Raw genomic sequence first — 17,428 nt, forward strand, 5'->3', positions numbered from 1 at the left:
ATCTATTAAAGATCGGTTTTTTAGCTTTAGAAAACTATTCAGTTACGACTAATACCGGTAAATGAATTTCTCCTAAAAGGGCTTGAGTCACACTTCCTAAGAAGAACTTTTTAAACCCTTTTCGCCCATGCGAACCAATCACTAATAAATCTGCTTTTAGCTCATTAGCTGCTTTAATAATTTCTGTATGGATTGTTTGACCCTCAACAATTTTTGTTTCAACAGAAATTCCATGTTGGTTAAATTGTTCTTTAGCTTGGTCTAAAATACTCTGAATCGATGCTCTAGCTTTATTAAAATAATCCTGTGCTAATTCTGTACTATCGATGAACTCTACAGAAATGAAAGGATCTATGGTAAGTGCATATACTAGAGTCACTTTACTGCCAAAGGCCTTAGCAATTGCTGTTGCATGATTGACGGCAATAAGTGAAGTAGGAGAACCATCGACTGGAACCAAGATATGGTGATAACTCATATATTGCTCCTTATTGTCCTGTGACAATGTATGGTGCGGAAACACCGAAATTATTGTCTTTATGCCTATATTATGAACAGTTTTTTTAAAATTATTGTTTATTTTTAGTATGAATAAAAACTAAAAGGTTTATTAAACATCTTATTTTCAAAGATTGTAATGACTTTCTAAGTAAGGCTGATTTTGTTTAAGTATGGAAATAACCTGAGTAGCATCTATAGCAGATTCAAACAAGAACCCTTGGCCTATGCTATAACCAAATTGTCGAAGCAGTTGTTCTTGTTCTGGAGTTTCAATTCCTTCAGCGATAAGCCCAAGTGATAAATTTGGAGCGAGTAAACCAATTGCTTGGACAATCGCATAAATTGATGGGTCATGTTGCATCTTTTGGATAAAGCTGCAATCTACTTTTAAACTGTCAATCGGGTAATCGCGAATATGAGTTAGCGATGAAAAACCAGTACCAAAGTCATCAAGTGCAATACGTACCCCATGCTGTTTTAATTTATTAAGTGCACGGATCACATATTCCGAGCCTCGGTCACCTAGCATGTGTTCGGTGACTTCCACTTCAATATAATGCATCGGTATTTGAAATTGATTAATCTTTTTCAAAAGTCTCTCAGCATAATTATCTCTTAAAAATTCAACTGGTGCGGCATTTAGTGAAACAGGGAGAGGGGTAATACCAAGATTTATCCATTTGGCGATATCACGTAAAACTTGGTGTTGCATCGTTTCACCGATCTTACTCGCTAAATTATAATCTTTAAACGCTTCCGCAATTTGTGCAGGGTAGCCTCTTTGAGCTGAGGTTGTATGCCATCTTAATAAAGCTTCAAACCCCACTACACGATGGGTTCTTAAATCTACTTTAGGTTGATAATATGGCTGGATGGTATGATGACGAATTAGTTGACGAGCTAAATTAAGCTGAGAGGCGACTGTTTCAGTCATTTGCATCATGCATGGATCATACATGCGAATACCGCCACGACCACGTGCTTTTAAATCATGCAATGCCATATCGGCACAACTGAGCAGACCTGACTGATCTACGGCATCTTGCGGATAAATTGCGCAGCCAATGCTCATCCCACCATTTAAGACATTTCCTAAATAGGTAATCGGCTGATTTAACTGTTGAAGTAAAATGGCTGCTAACTCTCGGACATCGTTTTCAGAATTGAGATTATTAATAATAACCGCAAATTCGTCTCCACCTAACCGCGCGACAAAGCACTTTTCATTATCTACACAATGACTAAAGCGCTTGGAGAGAACTTTTAATAGATGATCGCCCGCGCTATGCCCTAAAGTATCATTAATATGTTTAAAGTGGTCGAGGTCAATTAAAAGTAACCCTACACTTGTTTGAGTGTCTTTTGAATATGAGAGAGTACGCTTAAGTTGAAATTTAAATGAACGCCGATTATATAATCCGGTCAGTTCATCTCTCTCACTCATATTCCTAAGCTGGTTTTCTGCCAAATGTTGTTGAGTAACATTGCGTGAGACACAAAGGATTTGTCCAATTTCACCATTTTCCCGATGAATCGGGGTAAGCATATTATCCCAATACTCAGGATTGTGATCTGGTAAGCAGCTCATTCCTGCAAATCTAGCAACTTTACCTTGAAGAGCTTTTTTCAAAGCGACTCGACCGCGTTTACGAATATGCGGTGGTAATAGTTCGAGCCATTTCATTCCAAATTCTGTTTCATCAACAGGTACACCTAAAGCGAGGCATCCTGATTTGTTCATGTGAGAAAGTGTGCCGTCTACGTTCAGAACTTTAATGCAATCTACACTGATATCTAACATCTGATTTTGTATTTCAATATTCTTCAGTAAATTTTGTTGTTCTTGTATATCGTGGTCTATATCTAAAAAGCTGACATACCATTCATTATTTTGAGATGAGCTACGGTATTTAGATGCTTGGATCGATAGTTTGCACCATCTATGTTGGTTTCCAGTTTCTAAAAGTCGACATTTAAATTCTGCTCTTTTTTGTAGGCGAATTGCTTCGAGCCATCTATTTTTGACTTCATCTAAATCAGCAGGATATATATAATCTAGCCATCGCTGTGGCAATGGAGAAAAAATATCCAGCCAATATTCTTTACACTCTACATTGCAATATAATATCAAGCCATTTTCATCACTAACCCAAGTTGGTAATGGAATTTGCTCAACAATAAAATGCTTTTGGGTGTTGTTCGACATTGAAGTCATAACATGCCTAGAATGATTGCAAGCTGGTTAATCTCTTTATTAGCCCTTATTGTAATCTTTCTGTAGTAAGCAAAACAGTAATAAATAAACTTTGTGTGTATTTTTTTTGAACTAAAATTGAGTTAATAAAATACAAATATACTCAGTATTTAATTTATGTTTTTGTTATTTATTGATTTTTATTAAGCCTTTACTCAAAAATACTTATGATTTTTTTTGTAAAAAGACTTATTAAAACATGGGCTTATAAAAATTTTAATGTATTTGTCTTAATAAAAATCAACTTAATAAGGAATAGGAGTAAAAAATAAGAATAAAAAAGTTATTGAATCAAATTTTATTCATATTGAGTAAAGAAAAAAATTCTAACGGATTTTAAATAAATACAATAATCACTATTAAGTTTACAAAATTAACATAAAATAATGACTTATATTATCGTAAAATTCTCTCTGTCAAAAAGGATATATATTTCCTTTTTGTGCATTTTATAGCCTACATTTTCCCCAAGATGTAGGTTTTTTTTATGCATAATTTTTATAGATTTTAATTATTAAAAATAAAAAAAGCCAAAATGGCTTTTTATACAGTTTCTGGTTTTTTCAACTGTTGTTGAATGTAGAGATTCATATAGTACTGTTCGATATAATCATCAGCGTAGTTGTTTGCTAAGGTTTTTGTTGCGACTTGCTCATGTTTTAAATAGCAGTTTGATTCAAGATCTTTCTCGAGTACCCACCAGCTACGGTTAATGCGACGTACCTGAAATTTGTCACTTTTGTATTTTCTTTTAGCCATTTTCCGAAATTTGCTATTCAGTTATTGAAAGAGAATTTCTACTGGAGTTAAGAGCTCAAGTCAACAGATGGAAGGTTAATTGATTATTTTATGTAGGATGCTATTTCTCTTAATATCAAAGTAGAGACATTAAAATAGTTAAGCTCTCATTATGAGAGCTTAACTATATGTGTATAAATAGATTCTTATTTCATCTTAGCGAGAAAGGTTCTTTAAAAGTAATTTTAAACTTTCCATCATTTTTTCTAACTGCAAGGGAGTAATACCTTCAAAAGACTGCTCAAGTACTACACTTGTTAGATCATTAATCTTGTTGATCATTTCAGTCCCTTTTTCGGTAAGTACTACACGAGTAATACGACCATCAGTTTGGCAAGAGTAAGTTTCAACCAAACCTTCATCTTTCAAACGATAAACAATTTTTGTAGTAGTCGACATTTTTGAAATAATCATATCTGAAAGTTCAGAAACACTCGCATGGGGCTTGCTGCTTAAAGCCAACATGATGCGTCGACGTGAGTTATCTAAACCATATTTTTTTAAAGCATTATCAATGTTTTGTACATATTGAGCATGTACTTGAGTAATCCAATAATATGGAAAATCTTCAAGAGTAAAAGATTCTGTTGTAGGTAAAAAACGCGCATACTTCTTTGTCATTGACTTTTCCCCATACCTTGGTGGATCGCATTCCTGGTGAACTATCTTTAATAGTTGAAAAATATAGTTTCATCAAGCAAGTTATAGCAGGACTTTACTTGATGAGCAAAAGTTATATAGCTTCATTTAACAATGACATGGTTCAATTGTCCTTATCTTTATAAAGCGTTCCTATAACTTTGCGAACTTTAAATACTCTTCAGCTATAATCAAAGATTATTAAAGATAAAAACTGCTTAGCAGGGCTGTACCTAAAACTCTTTGAGTAGATATGTAAGACTGCATCTAAGCTTGCTTGATCGTTAATTGAACGATATTGCTTGCAAGGGCATCGTAGAAAAAAAATTATGATTTGACCGTGGCATTGAACGAGAAAGTTTTTGTCTCTAAAGTCATAACTATGAAAAATTAAGATATTTAAATATAAAATATTTATATAGATCAATATTTTATATTGTTTTAATATTGGCAAAATTTACCATACATTTAACATGAAACATCTATTATTTAATAAAATAAAATTGGTTTTTTATTTTAAATAATTGATTTTTATTAATAAATTTTAAACTTAATTTAAGGTAATAAGTTTTTAAAAGGGAGTTTTTTTGTCTATAAATTATATTTCAGTAAGTGATTAATTGTTAAACTAAAGAATTGTATTTTAATTGTTATTTTTTGTTTCATTTATTATAGTGCATATTCCAATAAATATTGATAACTCTTTTGGTTAATGATGAAAAAATTATTACTTACTTCGTTTATTGCTTTAACTTTAGGAATTAATGGTTGCGCAACTATTGTTTCTGGTTCTTCGCAAACACTTACTTTCACTAGTGTTCCTGAGTCTGCAACAATTGAGATTAAAAATCGTAAAGGAATAAAAATCCATACAGGACAAACTCCAGCAACCGTAAGTTTGAAAAAGGGAGCAGGTTATTTCAAACCAGAAAGTTATCAGGTTACTTTTAGCAAAGCAGGTTACCAAAGCAAGACTGTAGAAGTTACTGGGACATTGAGTGGTTGGTATTTTGGTAATATTATTTTTGGCGGATTAATTGGTATTTTAATTGTAGACCCTGCAACAGGTGCGATGTTTAAATTAGCCCCTAAAGATGTGAGTGCTGTTTTAGAATCTCAGAATTTATCTGCTAAATCGCAAAAAGAACCAACTTTAACTGTAATGTTGGCAGAAGATGTGCCAGCACAGATTATGGCAAGAGCTATTCAGATTCAATGATTTACGTCTTAGAAAATTAATATTAAATAGTTTTCGATTTAAGTTTCATTTGTTGAAGCTTCAATGAAAAAAGGGAGAATTAATTTTCTCCCTTTTTTCATTATGCAGTAGTCACAATTTTTTCTTCTATTTTTTTCTTAACAATCGCATAGCTTATCCCTGTAACAATACTACCTGCTGCAATAGCAGCAAGATATAACCAAGCATGATTAATCGCATTAGGAATTAAAAGAACAAATACACCGCCGTGAGGAGTAACCAACTCACAATGGAATAGGGCAACGAGTGCTCCAGTCACAGCTCCACCTAAAATACATGTTGGGATTACACGCATTGGGTCTTTTGCTGCAAACGGAATAGCACCTTCAGAAATAAAACATAAACCTAAAACGAAAGCTGCTTTTCCGGCATCTTTCTCTCCTGTACTAAATTTATTTTTAGCAATGAAAGTCGCAATAGCCATACCAATAGCAGGAACCATGCCGCCAGCCATTGTAGCTGCCATAGGCATATACGTGTTTGTTGTCAGCAGCCCAACAGTAAAAGCGTAGGCTGCTTTATTGATTGGACCACCCAAATCAATACACATCATGCTTGCTAATATAATTCCCATTAACACAGCATTTGTTGTGCCCATATTATTTAAGAAATCTTTCATTAACTCGAAAATATGTGCTACAGGTTGTCCAACCACATAGAACATAATCAGACCAACAAATAATGTACCTAATAATGGGATAATTAAAATCGGTTTAAGTGCCTCTAAACTTGTAGGGAGTTTAAGTTTTTTAGCAATAAATAGTGCGATATAACCCGCAAGAAAACCTGAAACAATACCGCCTAAAAAACCTGCTTGTAACTGAGAAGCAAGTAAGCCGCCAATTAAACCAGGTGCGAGGCCAGGACGATCAGCAATCGAGTAGGCAATATAGCCAGATAACATTGGAACCATAAGCATAAATGCTGCGGCCCCAATTTGTTTTAATATAGCTGGTAAGCTGCCTGCTTGCTCCGCTGCATTGAGACCAAAGCATAAAGAGAGAGCAATTAAAAGACCTCCTGCCACCACCATAGGTAACATATAAGAGACACCAGTTAAGAGATGTTTATATACGCCAACTTTTTCGGTTTTATCTTTGTTTTCTGCAGAAGTTTGTTGCTTACCTTGTTCTAAAACTTGAGCAGTGCTGATTGCCTCAGCAAAAGCTTTATCTGTTTGCTTTAGAGCAAAACCTGTACTACATCGATAAACACGTTTACCTACAAAACGGTCTGTATTAACTTCAATGTCAGTCGCAAGAATGACGATGTCCGCATCAGCAATAGCTTGAGGTGATAAGATATTTTTTGCGCCAACGGAACCTTGAGTTTCTACTTCAATCTCATAACCGAGCTTTTCTGCGCCTTGCTGTAAAGCTTCGGCTGCCATAAAAGTATGCGCGACACCCGTAGGACACGCAGTGATCGCAACAAATTTTTTAGCTGTAGTTGCTGATAAGCTATTATCATTTTGCCAGTCTTGAGCAGATTTAAAATGATCTAAAGCAGTTTGAAGAGCTGAATCAGTATCACTTTTGATCTCTTCAATGTTAATGAAAGATAAAGGGTGTGTACCAAAAATATTAAGATTTTTCGGGCGTTGTCCAACAACGATAACTTGGTCAAAGCTTTCATTCACCTCGAATTCATCAAGCGAAATAATGCTGTTTTGATAACCCTGTTGAGACGCGACTTGTGCAAGCTTCCGAGCTAAAATCAAAGCATTGACTTGCTGTTGCGGACTATTAATAACAAATAATAAACGTTTAGCAATTGGCATCAGATTCACTCAATGAATTGATTATTGTTTGGGCTTTTAATTGGTTTAGCTTTTCAGTATTAGGAATACGAAAGCCTATTTGTGTTACAGCGTGGCTTGCAATTGCGGTAGCAGTCTTTAATGTTTCTTCGGCAGAGAAGCCACCCAATAAGCCATGAATCATCCCTGCTAAAAGAGAGTCACCCGCACCAACTGTACTTTTAACTATCACTTTAGGTGCTGTGGCATGAAGTGGGTGAGTGTCATTTAACCAGTTTACACCGTCTTCACCCATCGAAATAACGACATGCTTAATTTTAGCTAAGTTTGCAAAAAGTTTTTTTTGTTCAGCATAGGTTGTAGCAGGAAGCTGATAACTTTCTACTAACTCATCTGTATTTGGTTTAATCATCCAAGGTTGACATTCAATTGCAGCAACCAACGCTTTACCACTTGTATCAAGTGCAACTTTTTTTCCTTGCTGTTGAATGAGCTTAATAAGTTGCTGTAACTCATCAACACTAAAACCTTGTGGAAGGCTCCCGGCAATGGCAACCACATCTACCAGAGGCAAAATCATTTCAATTTTTTGGAAGAGGTGCTTCTTATCTAGTTCAGATACGAAAAAACCTTTTCCATTTAAATCCGTCATTCGTCCTGAATGTTCAGCAATTTTTATATTTTGGCGAGTTTCACCTTCAATATAAATAAATTCAGATTGAAATTGAGCTTCTTTAAAATGGTCATCGAAAATCTGTCTATTTGTTGCTCCTAGAAAACCAGAAACAACAACTTCATGCCCCAAATCTTTTAAAACTTGTGCAATATTTAAACCTTTGCCTGCCGCATGTATTTCTACAGATTCTTGGCGGTTTACTTGACCTATCTGTAACTCTTTGAGTTGTATAGTCACATCAATTGCAGGATTTAAAGTAATTGTTAAAACTTTAGCCATTACCATTCCTAATCTTTACATTTCTTGTTCGGATAACTGACGTACAGCAGTAGCGCTATCACATTCAAGTGCACGCTTTGCAAGCACTTGAGCTTGACTGTAGTTAAGTGTACGAATTTGGGCTTTAACCAAAGGAATACTATTCGGTGACATACTAAGCTCATCCACTCCTAAGCCCATCAGAATGGGTACAGCTTTTGGATCGGCTGCGAGTTCACCACATATACCAACCCATTTACCATACTTATGTGCAGCTTTTACAGTTTGATCAATCAATTGCAAAATACTTGGGTGGAGGCCATCTGCTTCAGCCGAGAGGATAGGGTGACCACGGTCAATAGCTAAAGTATATTGAGTTAAGTCATTTGTTCCGATACTGAAAAAGTCCACTTCTTGCGCGAGAATAGGTGCAAGTAAAGCAGCAGAAGGAACTTCTATCATAATACCAACTTGTAAGTTAGCGCATGGATGTTCAGCTTTAACCTCATCAAGAATAGCTTTTGCAGCACGCCATTCTTCCACACGGCCAATCATTGGAAACATGATTCTTAGAGGGCGATCATCTGCAGCTTTAAGCAAAGCAATAAGTTGTTGACGCAACAGATCTGGCTGTCTTAGCGTTAAACGGATACCTCTTAGACCTAAAAATGGATTTTCTTCTTCAGCAATTGGAAGGTAAGGGAGTGGTTTGTCACCACCTACATCTAGCGTACGTACTACGAGTGTTCGGCCCGCTAGAGCATCTAAAACAATACGATAATCTGCTTCTTGGGTAGCTTCGCTCGGAGCGCTACTATGCGCCATAAAAACAAGCTCAGTCCTGAGTAGGCCAATGGCTTCAGCGCCACATTCTACCGCATGGGCTGTTGCTTGAACTTTTCCTAAATTGGCAGCAATTTCGATTTGATGTTGATCTAAAGTAATTGCAGGTTCTTGGCTATGACGTTCAGCTTCTTCACGAATTTTTTTCTGAAGCTCTCGTTCTTGTTTTGCTTGTTCGATTTGTTGAGCATTGGGATTTAAGATAAAAGCTCCAGTATCTCCATTAATTAAAAGAGAACTTTTTTGCTCAATATCTAGTACTTGATCACCAGCCCCAACAATTGCAGGGATACCTAAAGCACGAGCAACAATAGCACTATGTGCACTTGCACCACCTACAGCTGTCAAAATACCTGCTACACGATCTTTATTAAGTCGGGCTACATCACTTGGTCCTACGTCATACATGATCAGTATATAAGGTTCTTTAGGTTCTTCGATGATGACCTCACCGCAAAGTTGAGCCAAAACGCGATCACCAATATCACGTAAATCTGTAGCACGTTCAGCTAGTAATCGATCTGGTAAAGCTGCTTGCTCTTTGGCTGCTGCTTCAATATGTTCATGCCATGCAGCAGGGGCTGAAAGATTTAAGTTAATCTTTTGATAAACACCATTAATCAGATCTGGGTCGTCAAGCATTTCCAAATGTGCTTGGAAGATTTGCTTAATCTCAGCCACTTCAGATTTTGCAATAACTTGGTGAATATTGTTTTTAACAGCGTGAAGAGCAATATCAAGTTTTTCTTTTTCTACTTTGACACTTAAACCCATACGTTCATATTGGTAAACCTTAGGTTTAATTACATGTACAGGGCCAAAAGCTAAACCGCTTGAAGCAGCAATTCCTGTATTTGTGCTAAGTGGTTTTGAATGGCTTGGGATTTCACTAGATTGCTCTATTTTGATGTCTGGAGATTGTATAGGTTCAACTTCTTCACCTAAGCCTTGTTGCACTGCCAGAATAACTTTATCTAAAGCTTCAACAGCATCTGTTTCTGGCTCGGCAATGAAACGTAAAGTTTGGCCACGTTTACATCCCAAAGCCAAGAGGCGCGTCAAACTTTTGGCAGAAACAAAATTACCTTCGTCCACTGCGACTTGAATATCACCTTGAAAACTTTTTGTTAAGTTCACTAAATGAGTCGCTGGTCGAGCATGTAATCCATGGGCATTAGCGAGTACAACCGAACGATGAGGCCAATCTGGAATAGCATCTGCACCAATGATTTTAGCAATTTCATTTGGTGCTTGTGTTTGGTCTAATTGTGCAACTTGCTCTGGATTAAATAGAATATCAATCAGTCGATTAAATCTCTGACTATCTAATTGCTCATTGGCAGCTATACACACTAGCGTGTTTAATTTTTTTCCGTTTAACTCTAAAGCATGGCGAGGTTTTACAATGCTGATCGCTGGTTGTTGAACAAACTTATTACTTGAAATAGACCAGATTTGATCTTGTAGTTGAATAACTTGATCAGGATCAAGTGAACTTAGAAAACCGCACTTTACGAAATTGTGCTTTTTTAGAATCTGAGATGCAGACCAAAATAAATCTTCAATATCTTGAGATTCAATTTCAGTTTGAATTAAATTCTCATGCAAAGTTAAAGATAATGGTTGAGCTTGTAAGATTTCAATAATTTGTTCAGGTTTTTTAGCATTTTTTACCTGTTCACTTACATCATGCATTAAAGCTCGAGTTAATATTTGTAGAACTTGTAAATGTTCATCAGATTTTGCTGCAATAACAACAGCTAAATAAATTCTGTTTTCACCATCCCATATAATTCCTTCTGGAAAATGAGCTAAACGGATACCTGTTTCTAGAATAAATTCGCGCGATTGGGGTGTGCCGTGGGGAATAGCAATGCCTTGACCTAAATAGGTGGCACTTTGTTGTTCCCGATTGATGAGTCCTGTAATGTAGTCAGGTGTAACTAACTCATCTTTTACCAATATATCTACTAGACACTGTAATGCATGCTTTTTATCAACAGCATGTTGATTCATATGAATATGTCGAGGCTCTAGTGCTAGCATACTTATCCTTGAACAATTTCTTTGGTTTAGCTAAACAGAAAAAAAGAAGCTGTTTGTATTAAAAATAGGTTAGTTTAACCGTTTTTAAACAACAGCTTCGTATAAATAACGATAGCAGAACTTTAAAGCTATATCGACGTATTTACGTAAATAATGCTTGTTTTTAATACAAAGGAATAGGTGAGTAATATATTTTGATTTCTTATGATAATTATTAGGTTAATAAACTAACTTTATAAAAGAAGTGGGTATTAATATTAAAAAAACCTCTATACCGGATTACGGGTATAGAGGCAAAAGTAAAAGATCAATAGATTAGTGTTGGATTTCCTGTTCTAAAAGTGACCACAAGTTTTGATGTGATTTTTTAAACATTAGCATGTGCCCAATTGATTTATGCCCAAGTTTCATGGGATCTAGCTCTAGCATTTTTGTAGGTGCATTAGGATAAAGTTTTAATAAATCTTCAACGTTACGCTCGGTTGCAATTTCATCGTCACTTGCCCAAATTGAAGTAATAGGGCAGATAATTTCACTATGAAAATCATGATGGATTGTTTTACCTATAGCATTTTTCACATAGCCAGGATGGCTGCAAAATTCTCGCCATTGTTGAGCGACTTTTTTTGGTAAGTTTTCTCCCATTCCAATAAATTGAGTTGCACCATAACCTTTAAAAGCACTAGAAATTGGAAAGATGACATTGAACATTACCGGTGCTAAAAACTTGGTTTTACCTTTAAGACCTTTTACATGGCCAGTGGAACCTGCAACCGCGATAACTTTTGCTACTTTATGAAAATTAGGAACAATTCCTAATAACTGCCCACCAGCACTGTGGCCAAGAAGGGTAACTTGTTCTGCTTTAGTTTTTTCTAATAACGTATCAATCGCACAAGGAATATCGAGAACTCCCCAATCATTAATACTTGCTGTACTTTGCTTCAAAGACCCGTGTAAGGAGCCTCCAATTCCACGGAAATCAAAGCTTAATACGTCATATCCTTGTTCGCTTAACCATGTAGCAAAAGAATGATAGAAGTTTTTAGTAATACCTGTTGCAGGACAGATCAACACGGGATTTGCTGATTTTGGGGATTGAGCTGGATAAAAATGTGCAGCAAGTTGATAACCATCTTTACAGGTCATCCAAAATGATTCAAAAGTGTTATCCATAATAGTTCGTAGTGATTGGTTTATTGATATCTTTAATTTACACGAGTTCTGAAATGAAACTTGATTAAAATGTGACTATAAAGTCAATATTTATGTTATATAGCTCATTAAATTTGAATAAAACAAATAATTGGAAAAATATGGATTTACCGAAAGCTGTACAGCTCGCAATTGTATTTAGTGGCATATTTTTATGGATAGGGATGTTAACCGGGGTATGGAAATATTGGCAAATACGCCGTTCAGAATTAAGTCGTGCTCATTATTATGTGGATATAGCTCATCGAAGTAGTTTGTTATATGCAGCTGCTAGCCTAATTTTAGCTGTGTTAAGCTATTTTACTGTTTTAAATGAAAATATTACTTTATGGTGTGTGTTCGCAAATATTCTATTTTTTAGTTTTTCAATTCTGGTTTATATCATACATGGCTATTTACAGGACACAACAAATCAATTCAAACGTCCTCACAAGCTAGGTCGTTTTAGCTTACCTTCATGGATGATGTCTTTAATGATGGTGGGATTAATTGTGACTGAATTGGTAGCTACAGCTATTTTAGTTATCGGAACAATTTTTTTATTTTTAGGTGCATAAAAATGGATGATTACTCATCCATTTTTTAAGTATTCGAGTTTTGTTGACTAAGACGTCTTTTAGCTAGTTTTCGCATCTTATGGTCGACAAAGGCCCACACACAAAATATGAAAGAAACAACCATCGCATACATAAAGTATTCGGGTTTCAGATTTCCTTTAATCATACCTTGAAACAGTAAAGTCAGCATAAGAGCAAGCGGTGTTACTCCATAAACAACTGAATCTTTGCTGTTCAGAGTGTTAATGAAGACTTGTTTGTTGAAATGTAATGATAACATCTCCATCCCTCCTTGTGGTTGCGCTAAAACCGAATGTTTTAGTCAAGAATAAGTTTAATGTTGTACTTCTATTTTTAATTCAATTCAATAGTGAATAGAAAATTTTTTGAACAGTTTTATAAAAAACTCTATGTTTATAAAAGGTTAAGGTATTAAAAAAGTAAATATTAAATATTTTTATATAAAATACTTAATATTTTAGAAAAGAGAAAATATTTTAATGAAAAGTGTAATAATTTCTCTTTTCTATCATTTCAGGTTAGCTGTTTTGTTTTTTTAAAAATTTATCAATCGCATGTTGAGCAATTTCTGCATCTTCAAAAGATTGGACACCAGAAACGCCAATCGCCCCTAAAATTTGTCCGTCATAAATAATGGGTTTTCCACCTTCTAACATTCCTTGAGCACTAGGCATACTTAAAAAACCTAAGCGTCCACTTTGCAAAAGTTCTTCATAAAATTTTGAAGGTCTACCTGATATTGAAGAGCATTTTGCTTTTTCTAAACATAAATGTGAGGATAAAGGTGAAGCACCATCTAAACGCTTCATCAACAGTAGAGAACTTGTTTCATCAACAATAGCGATACTGACTTTAAAGTTGTGTTCAATTGCATATTTTTGAGCTTCTTCCATTAAAAACTCTGCATCTGCTTGTGTTAGGTAATATTTACTTTTCATTGTTGCTCTTCTTTCCTAGTAAGCTAAAAATTATTTTAGTGTAATTTTACAGTAAAAACTGATTATATCTATAGTTGATTTGTCATTGAAAGTAGTGTGGAAATAAAATGCCGGTTGGGTAAACTCAGCATTTTATTCAATATATAAAATCATGTTTGGGTAAAACTCGATTTCAAAAAAGACACTAGATTAAATGTTTTTAAATTTAACTTTGTCGATAATTACGGTAATTGCTAGAACAACTAAAGATGGGATCAACCAAGCTAAATTTTGTTCATTTAAAGGTAAATGTTGAAGAAAATTAGGTAAATAATCACCAAAACCAGCAACTTTAATACCGTCAATAATACCGAAAATTAAAGCAATACTTGTTACTGAACCAACAATAAAAGAAGGTTTGTGCCAAAATTTCCAAAAGAAGCTCAGCATAATCACAACAATTGCTGGTGGATAAATTGCGCTTAAAACAGGTACTGATACAGCAATAAGTTTGGTTAATCCAAGATTAGAAATAATGAAAGAGAAACCAACTAAAATGAATACTAAAAGTTTGTAAGGCAATTTAGTTAGCTGAGCAAAATACTCACCGCAAGCACAAGTTAAGCCAATCGCTGTCACCATACATGCTAGAAAAATTAGTCCAGTTAAGAATAATGAACCCATATTTCCAAAAGCATGTTGAACATATGCATGTAAAATTACTGCACCATTTGCTGCATTTGGTGCTACTTCATGACTACCTACACCTAATTTGAATAAGCTTAAATAGACTAAAGTAAGACCCGCACCAGAAATAAGACTAGCAATAATCGCATACTTAGTGACCAGTTTTTTATCGGTAACACCACGCGAATAAATCGCTTGAATAATTACGATACCGAATACTAATGCGCCTAAAGTATCCATAGTGAGATAACCATTTACGAAACCTTCTGAAACTGGAGATTCAACGTAATGGTTGATTGGAGCAGGGACGTAACCCGCTGGGATCATCACTGCTGCAATGCCTAAAATTGCTAAAGCAATAATTTTTAGCGGAGCAAGCACATGGCCCACGGTATCCAATAACTTGTTTGGATAAAGTGAAACTACAGTTACAAATGAAAAATAAATTGCGCTATAAATTAAAAGGCTACTACTTGATGTTCCAAAATAAGATGAAAAACCAATTTCATAAGAAACAGTAGCTGTACGTGGAGTAGCAAATAAAGGGCCTACTGATAAATAACAGACAACAGTTAAAATCAGACTTGCTACTCGACCAAGAGGAGAGCTAATAATTTCAATGGAACCCTGCATACGAGAGAGTGCCATGATGGTAATTACAGGTAGACCAACTGCAGTAATCAAAAAGCCTATAGCGGCTAGCCATACATGATCACCGGCTTGTTGAGCGACAATGGGAGGAAAGATAATATTGCCAGCCCCAATAAAAAGAGCAAAGGTCATAAAACCTAGGGCAATAATATCTCCAGTACGAAGATGTTGCATAAATTAAAATTAATAAAAAAAGAAGGAATTTTAGAGCAAACGAGAGCATGATCAAGCGGTATTTTATGTGAAAAAGATTTTTTTTAGAGCATGAAAACCTTTAATAGATATTAAAAATATCAATTGGTTAAGGTATGTATTTGAAAAACCATTGAAAGAAATTAGGAAATCATTTTTTGTCTCTGACTTTTTAAAGAAACTATGCAAAAATAAAAGTATGAATTTCTATTATGAATGTTGAATATTTGGGCATTTAATGCTTCCAGCCTATCCTATATCCGTTCTAGAATATTCTAAATTAACTTACATTTTTGTAGGCGTGGTAAAAAGCAGTGTCTACGAGGATAAAACTGAATGAGAGCTTCTACTGTTACAATAAAAACTGAACAAGATCTGGAAAAGTTAAGAGTTTCTGGACGCTTGGCTGCACAAGTTTTAGAAATGATAGGGGCATATATTAAACCGGGTGTATCTACTGAATATTTAGATAACCTGTGTAATGACTATATTGTAAATACTCTAAAAGTTATTCCTGCGAATGTGGGATATCATGGTTTTACTAAAACAATATGTACATCAGTAAATGAAGTAGTTTGCCATGGAATTCCGTCACCGAATAAGATTTTAAAAGATGGCGATATTATTAATATTGATGTCGCAATTATTAAAGATGGCTATTTTGGTGATACGAGCCGCATGTATTTTGTGGGTGATGTAAACCCGCAAGCAAAAAAACTGGTTGATACAACTTATGAAGCAATGGTTGCTGGGATTCATGCTGTTAAGCCAGGAGCTACACTAGGCGATATTGGTTATGCTATTCAGTCGGTTGCTCATCGAGAAGGCTATAGTATTGTTCGAGAATATTGTGGTCATGGGATTGGTAAGGTTTATCATGAACAACCCAATGTTCTACATTATGGACAGCGTGGCCAAGGATTAGTATTAAAAAAAGGTATGGTCTTTACGATTGAACCGATGATTAATGCGGGTAGACCACAGGTTAAAGAGTTAAATGACGGATGGACAGTTATTACTCAAGATCTTTCGTTATCTGCGCAATGGGAACACATGGTTGCTGTAACTGATACTGGCTTTGAACTCTTAACACCTTGGCCTGAAGGTGTAGGAAACTATCCTGCAATTTAAAAATAAAAAAGTTCGATAATTATCGAACTTTTTTATTTTAATTCATTTTAATGCTCAGAAAGATGTTCTACCAAATAATCAATAAACACGCGTACAGCAGGTAGTAACCCTCGGCGTGATGGATATACGGCATGTAATATACCGTGAGGAGCTTTCCATTCCGGTAAAATTTGTACAAGCTGTCCAGATTTTAGAAAATCTTCTGCTGCGCTCTCAGGTAGTAAAGCGATTCCACAGTTTTGACTCGCTAATTGCGCCAACATATGGATATTTGTACCCATTACGATAGGGCTGACTTTGATTTTCTTTTGCTGATTGTCCGGTCCATGCAAAAGGAATTGCTGATCAAGATGTTCTTCAGATAAGCTTAAAATGCGATGTTCGCTCAGCTGTTCAGGCGTTTTTATATCTCCAAATTCATTTATATATGCCTGGCTTGCGAATAGGCTTTGTTCTATAAGAGCAAATTGTCGAAGAACTAAACTTGGGTCATCATCTAGTTTTGAGCGAACACGTAAAGCAATATCAATTCCTTCATTAATGACATCTACTCGACGATTGCTGACCATAAGTTGCAAACGAATTTCTGGATATTTTTTTAAGAAAGCAGGCAAAATTTTAGGCAGTTGATTTTGAGCAATATCAACAGGAACACTAACCTTTACAACACCTCTAGGTTGAATACTTAAATGATCAACCAAATCATGAGCAGCCTGTGCAGCATTCATCATGACTTGAGCATGTCTATAAATATCCATCCCAATATCTGTAACAGCAAAATGACGAGAGCTGCGTTGAATCAGGCGAACACCTAAGTTTTCTTCTAGGCTATATACACGACGACTTAGTTTTGATTTTGGTATATCCGTTACACGCTCAGCGGCACTAAAACCACCATGCTCAACGACGAGAGCAAAACAATAAAAATCATCAAGATCAGTGAGCATTAAAATATCCTATTTCTGCAACAACCATGATTTTACCTTATTATTTTTGCAACGATAATTCTTAAACTAAATTTTTTG

The 17,428-nt window shown here is 35.3% G+C and carries 15 protein-coding genes; 3 read left to right on the forward strand and 12 right to left on the reverse strand.

All coding sequences use genetic code 11. The annotated features are described in order from the left end of the window. Window positions 1-34 precede the first annotated feature (34 nt). The 4 genes from uspA to MKX14_RS03450 form a co-directional block, all read right to left on the reverse strand. Window positions 35-478: a universal stress protein gene (gene uspA, locus MKX14_RS03435; RefSeq protein WP_057068276.1), complete on the reverse strand. Its 444-nt coding sequence runs from the start codon at window positions 476-478 to the stop codon at window positions 35-37. A gap of 147 nt (window positions 479-625) precedes the next feature. Next, window positions 626-2,716, reverse strand: coding sequence for a sensor domain-containing protein (gene ykoW, locus MKX14_RS03440; RefSeq protein ID WP_240281762.1), 2,091 nt, complete (start codon window positions 2,714-2,716; stop codon window positions 626-628). A 582-nt stretch (window positions 2,717-3,298) separates the two neighbouring features. Then, window positions 3,299-3,514 carry a hypothetical protein gene (locus tag MKX14_RS03445; protein ID WP_017480975.1) on the reverse strand — a complete coding sequence of 72 codons (216 nt, stop codon included), beginning with the start codon at window positions 3,512-3,514 and terminating at the stop codon, window positions 3,299-3,301. A gap of 195 nt (window positions 3,515-3,709) precedes the next feature. Further along, window positions 3,710-4,174 carry a MarR family winged helix-turn-helix transcriptional regulator gene (locus MKX14_RS03450; RefSeq protein WP_002121027.1) on the reverse strand — a complete coding sequence of 155 codons (465 nt, stop codon included), beginning with the start codon at window positions 4,172-4,174 and terminating at the stop codon, window positions 3,710-3,712. A gap of 733 nt (window positions 4,175-4,907) precedes the next feature. Between MKX14_RS03450 and MKX14_RS03455 the strand changes: the two genes are divergently transcribed. Then, on the forward strand, window positions 4,908-5,411 hold the full coding sequence (locus MKX14_RS03455) for a hypothetical protein (protein WP_046813636.1): 504 nt from the start codon (window positions 4,908-4,910) through the stop codon (window positions 5,409-5,411). Window positions 5,412-5,511: 100 nt separating this feature from the next. Here the strand turns inward: MKX14_RS03455 and fruA are convergent, their stop codons facing one another. The 4 genes from fruA to MKX14_RS03475 form a co-directional block, all read right to left on the reverse strand. Next, on the reverse strand, window positions 5,512-7,230 hold the full coding sequence (gene fruA / locus MKX14_RS03460) for a fructose-specific PTS transporter subunit EIIC (RefSeq protein WP_240281763.1): 1,719 nt from the start codon (window positions 7,228-7,230) through the stop codon (window positions 5,512-5,514). Continuing rightward, window positions 7,217-8,164 (reverse strand): 1-phosphofructokinase, encoded by a 948-nt coding sequence (gene pfkB, locus MKX14_RS03465; protein WP_240281764.1) that lies wholly within the window; start codon window positions 8,162-8,164, stop codon window positions 7,217-7,219. The genes fruA and pfkB overlap by 14 nt, the downstream gene beginning before the upstream one ends. A 15-nt stretch (window positions 8,165-8,179) precedes the next feature. Then, complete coding sequence (ptsP, locus tag MKX14_RS03470) at window positions 8,180-11,032, reverse strand: phosphoenolpyruvate--protein phosphotransferase (RefSeq protein WP_240281765.1); 2,853 nt, start codon at window positions 11,030-11,032, stop codon at window positions 8,180-8,182. 315 nt (window positions 11,033-11,347) lie between these two features. Continuing rightward, window positions 11,348-12,208 carry an alpha/beta hydrolase family protein gene (locus tag MKX14_RS03475; RefSeq protein WP_240281766.1) on the reverse strand — a complete coding sequence of 287 codons (861 nt, stop codon included), beginning with the start codon at window positions 12,206-12,208 and terminating at the stop codon, window positions 11,348-11,350. 140 nt (window positions 12,209-12,348) lie between these two features. Here MKX14_RS03475 and MKX14_RS03480 point away from each other — a divergent pair, with 140 nt between their 5' ends. Continuing rightward, window positions 12,349-12,804 carry a hypothetical protein gene (locus tag MKX14_RS03480; RefSeq protein WP_046813671.1) on the forward strand — a complete coding sequence of 152 codons (456 nt, stop codon included), beginning with the start codon at window positions 12,349-12,351 and terminating at the stop codon, window positions 12,802-12,804. Window positions 12,805-12,829: 25 nt separating this feature from the next. Here the strand turns inward: MKX14_RS03480 and MKX14_RS03485 are convergent, their stop codons facing one another. The 3 genes from MKX14_RS03485 to brnQ form a co-directional block, all read right to left on the reverse strand. Further along, window positions 12,830-13,084 carry a hypothetical protein gene (locus tag MKX14_RS03485; protein WP_005068965.1) on the reverse strand — a complete coding sequence of 85 codons (255 nt, stop codon included), beginning with the start codon at window positions 13,082-13,084 and terminating at the stop codon, window positions 12,830-12,832. A gap of 259 nt (window positions 13,085-13,343) precedes the next feature. Next, window positions 13,344-13,763: a GlcG/HbpS family heme-binding protein gene (locus MKX14_RS03490; protein ID WP_240281767.1), complete on the reverse strand. Its 420-nt coding sequence runs from the start codon at window positions 13,761-13,763 to the stop codon at window positions 13,344-13,346. Window positions 13,764-13,952: 189 nt separating this feature from the next. Further along, entirely contained in the window at window positions 13,953-15,254 is a 1,302-nt protein-coding gene (brnQ, locus tag MKX14_RS03495) for a branched-chain amino acid transport system II carrier protein (protein WP_002120935.1), read from the reverse strand. A gap of 354 nt (window positions 15,255-15,608) precedes the next feature. Between brnQ and map the strand changes: the two genes are divergently transcribed. Next, the gene (map, locus tag MKX14_RS03500) at window positions 15,609-16,403 is read left to right on the forward strand and encodes a type I methionyl aminopeptidase (protein WP_032003794.1); all 795 of its coding nucleotides are present in this window, start codon (window positions 15,609-15,611) and stop codon (window positions 16,401-16,403) included. A 47-nt stretch (window positions 16,404-16,450) separates the two neighbouring features. On the opposite strand, the gene ltrA is transcribed toward map, so the two are convergent. Beyond that, window positions 16,451-17,350: a LysR family transcriptional regulator gene (gene ltrA / locus MKX14_RS03505; RefSeq protein ID WP_240281768.1), complete on the reverse strand. Its 900-nt coding sequence runs from the start codon at window positions 17,348-17,350 to the stop codon at window positions 16,451-16,453. Between the last annotated feature and the right edge of the window lie 78 nt (window positions 17,351-17,428).

This window comes from Acinetobacter pittii, assembly GCF_022449185.1.
GTDB classification, from domain to species: Bacteria; Pseudomonadota; Gammaproteobacteria; order Pseudomonadales; family Moraxellaceae; genus Acinetobacter; species Acinetobacter pittii_I.

Coding starts and splice junctions, on each gene's coding strand:
- uspA (WP_057068276.1), bottom strand. CDS start 478: ATGAGTTATCACCATATCTTGGTTCCAGTCGATGGTTCTCCTACTTCA.
- ykoW (WP_240281762.1), bottom strand. CDS start 2,716: ATGACTTCAATGTCGAACAACACCCAAAAGCATTTTATTGTTGAGCAA.
- MKX14_RS03445 (WP_017480975.1), bottom strand. CDS start 3,514: ATGGCTAAAAGAAAATACAAAAGTGACAAATTTCAGGTACGTCGCATT.
- MKX14_RS03450 (WP_002121027.1), bottom strand. CDS start 4,174: ATGACAAAGAAGTATGCGCGTTTTTTACCTACAACAGAATCTTTTACT.
- MKX14_RS03455 (WP_046813636.1), top strand. CDS start 4,908: ATGAAAAAATTATTACTTACTTCGTTTATTGCTTTAACTTTAGGAATT.
- fruA (WP_240281763.1), bottom strand. CDS start 7,230: ATGCCAATTGCTAAACGTTTATTATTTGTTATTAATAGTCCGCAACAG.
- pfkB (WP_240281764.1), bottom strand. CDS start 8,164: ATGGCTAAAGTTTTAACAATTACTTTAAATCCTGCAATTGATGTGACT.
- ptsP (WP_240281765.1), bottom strand. CDS start 11,032: ATGCTAGCACTAGAGCCTCGACATATTCATATGAATCAACATGCTGTT.
- MKX14_RS03475 (WP_240281766.1), bottom strand. CDS start 12,208: ATGGATAACACTTTTGAATCATTTTGGATGACCTGTAAAGATGGTTAT.
- MKX14_RS03480 (WP_046813671.1), top strand. CDS start 12,349: ATGGATTTACCGAAAGCTGTACAGCTCGCAATTGTATTTAGTGGCATA.
- MKX14_RS03485 (WP_005068965.1), bottom strand. CDS start 13,084: ATGTTATCATTACATTTCAACAAACAAGTCTTCATTAACACTCTGAAC.
- MKX14_RS03490 (WP_240281767.1), bottom strand. CDS start 13,763: ATGAAAAGTAAATATTACCTAACACAAGCAGATGCAGAGTTTTTAATG.
- brnQ (WP_002120935.1), bottom strand. CDS start 15,254: ATGCAACATCTTCGTACTGGAGATATTATTGCCCTAGGTTTTATGACC.
- map (WP_032003794.1), top strand. CDS start 15,609: ATGAGAGCTTCTACTGTTACAATAAAAACTGAACAAGATCTGGAAAAG.
- ltrA (WP_240281768.1), bottom strand. CDS start 17,350: ATGCTCACTGATCTTGATGATTTTTATTGTTTTGCTCTCGTCGTTGAG.